Raw genomic sequence first — 7,129 nt, forward strand, 5'->3', positions numbered from 1 at the left:
GAGTTTCTCCACCTCAAGGCGCACCTTGAGGTGGATGCCATCCACCCACAAATACAGGTAATCGGTGCTGGATAAGTGAGTTTTCGCGTCGGCTCGTCACGCAGTTGACGTGACCCGTCGGAACTGCGGAAGTGCCAGGTTGCCTCGTGATTCGAAGACCACCTCGACAGCCATACCGACCCGCACTTCATCGACGTTGCATTCGATCACGTTGGTCATCATTCGAGGTCCTTCTTCCAGCTCCACTATCGCCAAGACGTAAGGAGCGGTGAAAGCTGGCGACGGGGCCTGACGGACGACGGTGTAGGTGACGATCGTCGCTTTTCCCGAAGGTTCTTGCCAATCCAGATCCGCAGCCCAGCAGTATGGGCACCAAGGGCGGGGATGATGATGGAATCGCTTGCACTCCCGACATTTCGGGAGCACAAACCGCCCGACAGCTGCCTGCTGCCAGTACACGGCCGTGCTGTCAGTCACGGTGGGCATGGGAGCAGTTGTCACGGCGTCCTCCCCAAGAGTACGGTCGAATGGTCTGCCATCATGCCGCCGTAAGTGTGTACCAATGCTATTTCTGCAGACACTTGACGATCCGCAGCCTTCCCCATCACTTGGCGCGCAGCTTCGATCAGCATCGACATTCCCGACGCGTCGCCGGTGTGTCCGAATGACAGCAGACCCCCGTAGGTGTTCACCGGAAGGTCACCGCCGGGCGCCCCCCGCCCATCCAGGAAGAAGTGGCCACCTTTAGCTGCCGCCACCAGCCCCGTTTCCTCCAACAGCAGTATCGGGTTGATCGTGAAGGCATCGTACAGTTCGGCCACCTGCACGTCCGAAGGCGAAAGATCGGCCATTTCGAACGCGGCACGCGCTGACACGCTGGCACCCATTGTTGCGAAGTCGCTGGTGTGGGTGATGTTGCCGTGATCGTGGTGTTCACCGAAGCCCAATACATAGGCCGGTTGGTCGGTGATTTCCCGCGCGCGGTCACCATGGGCCACTAGGAACACGGCGCCACCTTCACACGGTACTGAGCAGTCCAGCAAATTGAACGGCCACGCGATAGGTCGTGAAGCCAGAACCATCTCGACGGTGAGCGGACCCGCGTTGCGCATCAAAGCATCTGGATGCCGTAACGCCCACTCGCGGCTCGAGACCGCCACGGCGGCAAGAGCATCGCGGCTCGTTCCGCGTTCGGCCATATGCCGCGTGGCGGCTAAGGCGTAAAGGGCTGGGATGAAGCTGCCGTATGGGTACTCAAAGTCCGGGTGGCTGATCATGCGCGCCATTGCGTTGGCGCCGCCTCCCCGCCCCACCTTGGGGAATTTCCCCGCACCGATACAGAGCACCGCGTTTGCAAGGCCGGCGCTGATTGCAAGTGCAGCCCGCGACAGCATGATCGTGTAGGTCGCCCCACCGACGTTGACAGTCTCACAAAAGCGCGGCCGGATGCCCAACACGTCATTGAGGCGCTCGTGGACGAAGATGTCGGCACCCGCACCGCTGGCCATGCCGGACGGGCAAACCAGCAGGCCGTCCACATCGCGGGGACCAAGTGAATGGCTCTGCAGAAACCGACGAAGCACCAACTCCTGCATGCCCGCGCCGTCGTGGCCTTCGTACTTTCCTGGCGGTAGTTCTTCTACTGCGGCGATAGCCGGCTCGCTGGCAAGTGCCCAAGTTCTCACGTTGACCTCATGGAAGCAGCCACCCAAACCTAGTCGACGTTCAGTATGACCGTGGAAGCGCGAGACTATGCTGCGCAACATAATTGAGGATCATCTCCCGGCTGATCGGTGCCGTCCGCATCAACCGCGCCGGTCCCCACAACGTCGCCAACCCGTACTCCGTAGCCAGACCGTTGCCGCCATGCGTCTGAATCGCTTGGTCCAGCGCAAGGATTCCGGCTTCAGCTGCCGCGTACTTGGCCATATTCGCCGCCTCGCCGGCCCCTGCCTCGCCGGCATCGTGTAAGGCGGCCGCCCGTTGGGTCATCAAGCGTGCGAGTTCAACCTGAATTTTGGCGTGCGCCAGCGGATGAGCGACTCCCTGATGTGCCCCTATAGGGGTGTCCCACACCCTGCGCTCCCGGGCGTAGGTACATGCCTTGTTTAACGCGTACCGGCCGATCCCATTGCCCAGCGCCGCCCCCATTATCCGTTCCGGATTCAGACCAACGAATACCTGCCGCAGTCCCTCGTCCCGAGCGCCGATCAAGTTGTCACCGGGAACACGTACATCGTCGAAGAACAGGGTGAACTGTTTCTCCGGTGTCACGGCTTGCACGGGAATCAGAGTCTTCTGCAGGCCGGCAGCGTCCGTGGGAACCACCATCAGCGACAGCCGGCCGCGCCCACGCTCGTCAGTACCCGTTCGGGTGACCACCAAGATGGCTTGCGCCTCGTCCACTCCCGAGATGTAGTACTTGGTGCCACGCAGAACCCAGTCGGCGCCGTCCCGCTTGGCGGTCGTCGCTATGTTGTGCGAGTTTGAGCCCGCGTCGGGCTCGGTGATCGCAAACGACATTATGATCTCGCCGCTCGCAATGCCCGGAAGCCAACGCCGTTTCTGCTCGTCGGTTCCGAACGCTTGGATGATGGTGCCACAAATGGCCGGCGACACCACCGTCATCAACAACGGGCACCCCGCCGCCGCCAACTCCTCTCCCACGGCATGCAGTTCGTAGATACCCCCACCGCCACCGCCGTACTCCTCGGCAATATTCACCCCGAGAAAACCTTGCTTACCTACCTCCTGCCACAGTTCCGTAGACTTCTCGCCCCCCAGGGATTTGGTCAGGTAGTAATCGTGGCCGTACGACTTCCCGATGGCCGCAACCGCCGCCCGCAGATCCCGCCGTTCCTGGCTCTCTGATATCTCCATACCGCTCAACCCCTTGAATCACCCGCAGGTCCGGGTTTGCACCGGCCACGACAAACTTCAGGCGACACACCGAGGAATTCGAGGGAAGCTTCCGTCACCGCTCGACAGCAGCGTAATCGCCCGGTGATACGTTATCGGCCGTTAACATTGACGCGCAAGTCCGCGTGTCGGTAGTGCGTCGACTTCCAGTGACCGGCTTTACGCCACGCCGGATACGTGATTTCTCGGCAGCAGCCGGAGTCGTTCTAATCCCCAGCCCATGAGCAGAAAGGCAATCTCGCCCCTCTGGCGTGGCGCAACGTCGACAACTTCGGGAAGCTCGATTCGCTTGACCCGGACGCCGGGCCTCGGGTCACTGCCGAGCGGTGTCAAGACAGCGTACGCTAACGCCAATTAACAGGCCCGCGGCCAAGAGCTTTGCGGTCGACGGCCGGGGACAGAGAGGAGGAAAACACGATGCCCGGAACGATGCTGATTGCTGCGGGGGTCACCGGCAAAGGACGGCTGGCCGGGCGCGCCGCATTCGTGCCCTTTGTCGATCCGGCAGTCGGCGGGATACCGCCAAGCGCGCCGCCGCCTAGTGCCGACATCGCGGCGGCAAGCGCCGAGGCGGCGCAGGAGTGCGCATGAGTGCCAGCGTGCGGATCGGTGCTGGTGCCGGCTATTGGGGTGACATGGTGGATCCCGCGGTGGAACTCATTGAGCAGGGCGGTGTCGAGTTTGCCTGCTTCGACCTGCTGGCCGAGTTGACCGTTGCGCTCCTTACCCGTGCCAAGATGCGTGACCCGGGTAAAGGGTACGTGCCCGATGTCGAACCCATTCTGCGTCAGGCGCTGCCCGCTGCCCGCCGTAACGACGTCGGCATCGTGACCAATGGGGGCGGAGCGAACCCGGGTGCCGCCGCACTGGCCGCTGCGCGAGTGGCCTGTGACGCCGGATATCCCGACACCCGCATCGGAACCATTGAGGGCGACGACTTGACGGGGAGAATCGCCGAAATCAGGGATTCGGGTTGGCAATTCGCGCACCTTGAGTCCGGCGAAGAAGACATCGACCGCATCGCCGACCGGATCGTCGCTGTCTCGGCGTACACCGGCTCCGACGGGATCATTGACGCACTTGACGGCGACGCCGATGTCGTGATCGGCGGCAGGCTTGCCGACTCTGCGCTTTATTGCGGGCCGCTCATGCGCCACTTCGGGTGGATATTTGAGCGTAATCCCGACCTGATCGGCGCCGCGCTTACCGTCGGTCATGTACTGGAGTGTGCGGGCATCGCGACCGGCGGCATGTCCTCGCAGTGGCGGCTGTCGCGTGATCCGTGGCGGCTCGGGTTCCCGATGGCCGAGATGTCGGCTGACGGCACCGCTGTGATCAGTAAGGTGCCGGGCTCGGGTGGGGTGCTCAACGAGTGGACCATCAAAGAGCATTTGCTTTACGAAGTGCACGACCCGTTCTGCTATTTGCTGCCCGACGGTGTCGTCGACATGGGCGGTGTCGAGGTCAAAGAACTCGGCCCCGACCGCGTGCAGCTCACGGGCATGACCGGCCGCCGACGGCCGGACACGCTCAAGGTGCAGATCGGCTACGAGGACGGCTACCTCGCCGAGGGGCGCACGATGATCCCCTGGCCCGATGCTCTGGAGAAGGCCGACTTCTGCGAGAGGCTAGTGCGCGGCCGCATCAAGTACCTGGGTGTCATTCCGCAGGAGATGCGTTTCGACCGTGTCGGTTGGGACGCGCTGGCCGGCCCGGTGGCCCCACGACCGGCACCCGACGCCCAGCCCAACGAGGTCGAGCTCCGGATGGTGGCCAAGTGCCGCACCCGCAGCGAGGCCGAGGTCGCCCGCCGCGCGATGCTGCTGCCAGCGACGGCCGGTCCGGTGGGTACCGCCTTCGGCGCGCCGCTGGCGGTGCGCAAGGTGATAGCGCTGTGGCCGACCCTGGTACCGCGTGAGTTCGTCCCACAGCACGTCCGTGTCCAGGCCGCCAAGGAGATGCTCGATGCCCACCATTGACGAGTTGGCGTTCGTGCGTTCAGGCGACAAGGGTGACATCTCCAACGTCGTGGTGCTCGCCCGCGACGCCGAGGCTTTTGCCGCGCTGCAACGCGGACTGCGGCCGGAGGCCATCACCTCCTTCATGAAGGGTCTGGTCACCGGAACCGTGACGATCTACACGCTGCCTCGCCTGCATGCGTTCAACATCGTCATGCGGGGAGCCCTCGGCGGCGGCGCAACCGCAACACTGCGCTTCGACGAGACCGGCAAGTCGATGTGTTCGATCCTGTCCCGCATGCCCCTGCCCGAACCCGCCATCGAAGGGAAGGCAACACCGTGAGCTCCCACACCAACGATGTCACCGGGCTCGGGATGGCGTTCGGCACTCTAGAGGAGGGCCGGTCCTGGGTCGGTCGTCGCTCCGAGCCAAAGCAGGCGTGGTTTCCGATCGACCGATCGATGATCCTCTACTACTGCTCTCTGGTTGAGGACGCCAACCCACGGTACTGGGAGGGCGACGAGTGCCCACCGGGCCTGCTGATGACCCTGGGCATGAACCCGCAATGGGCGCCCGCGCACCTGCACCGCGAGGACGGGCTTTTCGCGCTCAACGTTCCCCTGCCCGGCCACCACATCATCAACGCCTCCACCACCACCGAGCTGGAGCGCCGACCCCGAGTCGGTGACCACGTTTGGATAGTCGAGGAGATCGTCTCGCTATCCGACGAGAAGACGACTCGGCTGGGAACCGGCGTCTTCATCACATCGCTTACCACCTACACCGACCAGCACGGCGAGAACATCGCCCGCAACACCAACGTCCTGTTCCGCTACGACACAGCCCAGTAAACCCGGGGGCGCTCATGACCAAGATCAGCACTGCAGACATCAAAGGCCTTACCTTCGATGACGTCATTGTCGGCGACGAGATCACGCCGGTGTCGATTCCTATCACCTACAAGCGGGTCTGCATGAACGCCGCGGCGACGTGGGACTGGTTCCCGGGCCATCACGATCCGGAGTACGCACGCAGCCAGGGCCAGCGAACGATCTACCTGTCGACGCTGTTCTTTCACGGCTTCATCGACCGGGGCCTCACCGACTGGGCGGGCCCCGACGCGCTCCTGCGCCGGCGCAAGATATCGATGATCAAGTCGATCTACCCGGGACAGACCGCGACCCTTACCGGGCGGGTGGTGGCCAAGCGCCAAGACCGCGGAATGCGCCTGGTCGACCTGGAACTGGCAGTGTCCAGCGAGGAGGGCATATGCGTGCCCAGTGAGGCGACCTTGCAACTGCCGGCCGGTCGGCGGTAATCGAGAACTTCGACAGCCGTCGCTGCATCATCGTTGCCTACGTTCCTGCGCCAGCTCGACCGGGGGACGACCCGCTCTGGATCGCGTAGCTCTGCGGCTCTGGCGACGACGGCGCGCGTCGCTTTGAAGGCTGCCGGTAGATCAGTAACAGTGGTTCCTACAAGGCCTGCTTCCTTCTTATACCCACCACTTCAAAGACGACGTGGCCCCGCGCCAGCGACCTCGATCCGCTATACGCGGGCTTTGGGATGCTACAGGGGGCCGCACCAACGAAAAGCTGGCTGGCTTATCGTGATATCCGTTTCCTCGGATTGGGATCCGAGCCTGACAAGCTACCTCATCGCAACATCCGCACGCGGGGTCCTTCGCCCATTGACGCAAGCACTACCGTCCAACCAGTACGGGCTTGCTGTGATGGATCGGGTGCTTCGGGCGGCGCTCATCGCGTCCCGCCCACGCCCAGGACTGCGCGTAAGGCTGGTCGACACCGTCTTCGCCGGCGATCGAGTGAGGGGAGATTGGGTCGTCGCACCGAACGTCAACCCGGACGGGCCACCGATCCTTTACATTCACGGCGGCGCATTTTCGATGTGCTCTCCCAAAACCCATCGCGGTCTGCTGGGCGAACTGTCTGCCGCGTCGCTGCGCCCGGTCTTCGCGGTCCGCTATCGATTGGCTCCGCGTTACCCGTATCCGGCGGCTGCTGACGACGCACTGAGGGCCTACCGGTGGTTGGCGGGCTCTGAAGAATCGACATCAGCCCGCACGGTAGCGATCGCAGGCTGTCAACGGCAATCGAAAACTGATCAGGAGTCGGCCGCGCACTGGTCAGTATTCACTTGCCGCCGACACAGGCGATTCGGCGGGCGGCCAACTCGCCGTCGCGACCTCGTTGGGCGCGCTCGCACATCGCTCCCCGCCGCCCGATGGCAT

The 7,129-nt window shown here is 63.4% G+C and carries 8 protein-coding genes and 1 pseudogene; 6 read left to right on the forward strand and 3 right to left on the reverse strand.

All coding sequences use genetic code 11. The features are described 5' to 3' along the window. Positions 1-96 precede the first annotated feature (96 nt). Genes FPZ47_RS25510 through FPZ47_RS25520 form a run of 3 tightly spaced genes read right to left on the reverse strand, consistent with a single transcriptional unit; the run spans position 97 to position 2,880 of the window. Positions 97-486 carry a Zn-ribbon domain-containing OB-fold protein gene (locus FPZ47_RS25510; RefSeq protein ID WP_033721568.1) on the reverse strand — a complete coding sequence of 130 codons (390 nt, stop codon included), beginning with the start codon at positions 484-486 and terminating at the stop codon, positions 97-99. Between the two features lie 11 nt (positions 487-497). Continuing rightward, complete coding sequence (locus FPZ47_RS25515) at positions 498-1,766, reverse strand: thiolase family protein (protein ID WP_007172217.1); 1,269 nt, start codon at positions 1,764-1,766, stop codon at positions 498-500. After that, positions 1,726-2,880: an acyl-CoA dehydrogenase family protein gene (locus FPZ47_RS25520; protein WP_007172216.1), complete on the reverse strand. Its 1,155-nt coding sequence runs from the start codon at positions 2,878-2,880 to the stop codon at positions 1,726-1,728. Before FPZ47_RS25520 ends, FPZ47_RS25515 begins: the two co-directional genes overlap by 41 nt. A 456-nt stretch (positions 2,881-3,336) precedes the next feature. Here FPZ47_RS25520 and FPZ47_RS28645 point away from each other — a divergent pair, with 456 nt between their 5' ends. From FPZ47_RS28645 to FPZ47_RS25545, 6 genes and pseudogenes are all read left to right on the forward strand, one after another. Then, the gene (locus tag FPZ47_RS28645) at positions 3,337-3,510 is read left to right on the forward strand and encodes a hypothetical protein (RefSeq protein WP_007172215.1); all 174 of its coding nucleotides are present in this window, start codon (positions 3,337-3,339) and stop codon (positions 3,508-3,510) included. A gap of 44 nt (positions 3,511-3,554) precedes the next feature. Next, on the forward strand, positions 3,555-4,898 hold the full coding sequence (locus FPZ47_RS25525; protein WP_232066823.1) for an acyclic terpene utilization AtuA family protein: 1,344 nt from the start codon (positions 3,555-3,557) through the stop codon (positions 4,896-4,898). Further along, positions 4,885-5,220 (forward strand): AtuA-related protein, encoded by a 336-nt coding sequence (locus tag FPZ47_RS25530; RefSeq protein ID WP_007172213.1) that lies wholly within the window; start codon positions 4,885-4,887, stop codon positions 5,218-5,220. Before FPZ47_RS25525 ends, FPZ47_RS25530 begins: the two co-directional genes overlap by 14 nt. Before the next feature lie 32 nt (positions 5,221-5,252). Then, positions 5,253-5,729, forward strand: coding sequence for an FAS1-like dehydratase domain-containing protein (locus tag FPZ47_RS25535; protein ID WP_170826177.1), 477 nt, complete (start codon positions 5,253-5,255; stop codon positions 5,727-5,729). A gap of 14 nt (positions 5,730-5,743) precedes the next feature. Beyond that, a complete protein-coding gene (locus tag FPZ47_RS25540; RefSeq protein WP_007172211.1) occupies positions 5,744-6,196 on the forward strand; it encodes a MaoC/PaaZ C-terminal domain-containing protein in 453 nt (150 codons plus the stop codon). Positions 6,197-6,490: 294 nt separating this feature from the next. Beyond that, positions 6,491-7,129, forward strand: a pseudogene (locus tag FPZ47_RS25545) (alpha/beta hydrolase fold domain-containing protein); the annotation flags it as partial.

It is taken from the genome of Mycobacterium helveticum (assembly GCF_007714205.1).
In the GTDB taxonomy this organism is placed as follows: Bacteria; Actinomycetota; Actinomycetes; order Mycobacteriales; family Mycobacteriaceae; genus Mycobacterium; species Mycobacterium helveticum.

What these genes read in the sequence shown, in the direction of transcription:
- FPZ47_RS25510 (WP_033721568.1), bottom strand. Translation starts at nt 486, where the DNA reads ATGCCCACCGTGACTGACAGCACGGCCGTGTACTGGCAGCAGGCAGCT.
- FPZ47_RS25535 (WP_170826177.1), top strand. Translation starts at nt 5,253, where the DNA reads ATGGCGTTCGGCACTCTAGAGGAGGGCCGGTCCTGGGTCGGTCGTCGC.
- FPZ47_RS25525 (WP_232066823.1), top strand. Translation starts at nt 3,555, where the DNA reads ATGGTGGATCCCGCGGTGGAACTCATTGAGCAGGGCGGTGTCGAGTTT.
- FPZ47_RS25530 (WP_007172213.1), top strand. Translation starts at nt 4,885, where the DNA reads ATGCCCACCATTGACGAGTTGGCGTTCGTGCGTTCAGGCGACAAGGGT.
- FPZ47_RS25540 (WP_007172211.1), top strand. Translation starts at nt 5,744, where the DNA reads ATGACCAAGATCAGCACTGCAGACATCAAAGGCCTTACCTTCGATGAC.
- FPZ47_RS28645 (WP_007172215.1), top strand. Translation starts at nt 3,337, where the DNA reads ATGCCCGGAACGATGCTGATTGCTGCGGGGGTCACCGGCAAAGGACGG.
- FPZ47_RS25515 (WP_007172217.1), bottom strand. Translation starts at nt 1,766, where the DNA reads ATGTTGCGCAGCATAGTCTCGCGCTTCCACGGTCATACTGAACGTCGA.
- FPZ47_RS25520 (WP_007172216.1), bottom strand. Translation starts at nt 2,880, where the DNA reads ATGGAGATATCAGAGAGCCAGGAACGGCGGGATCTGCGGGCGGCGGTT.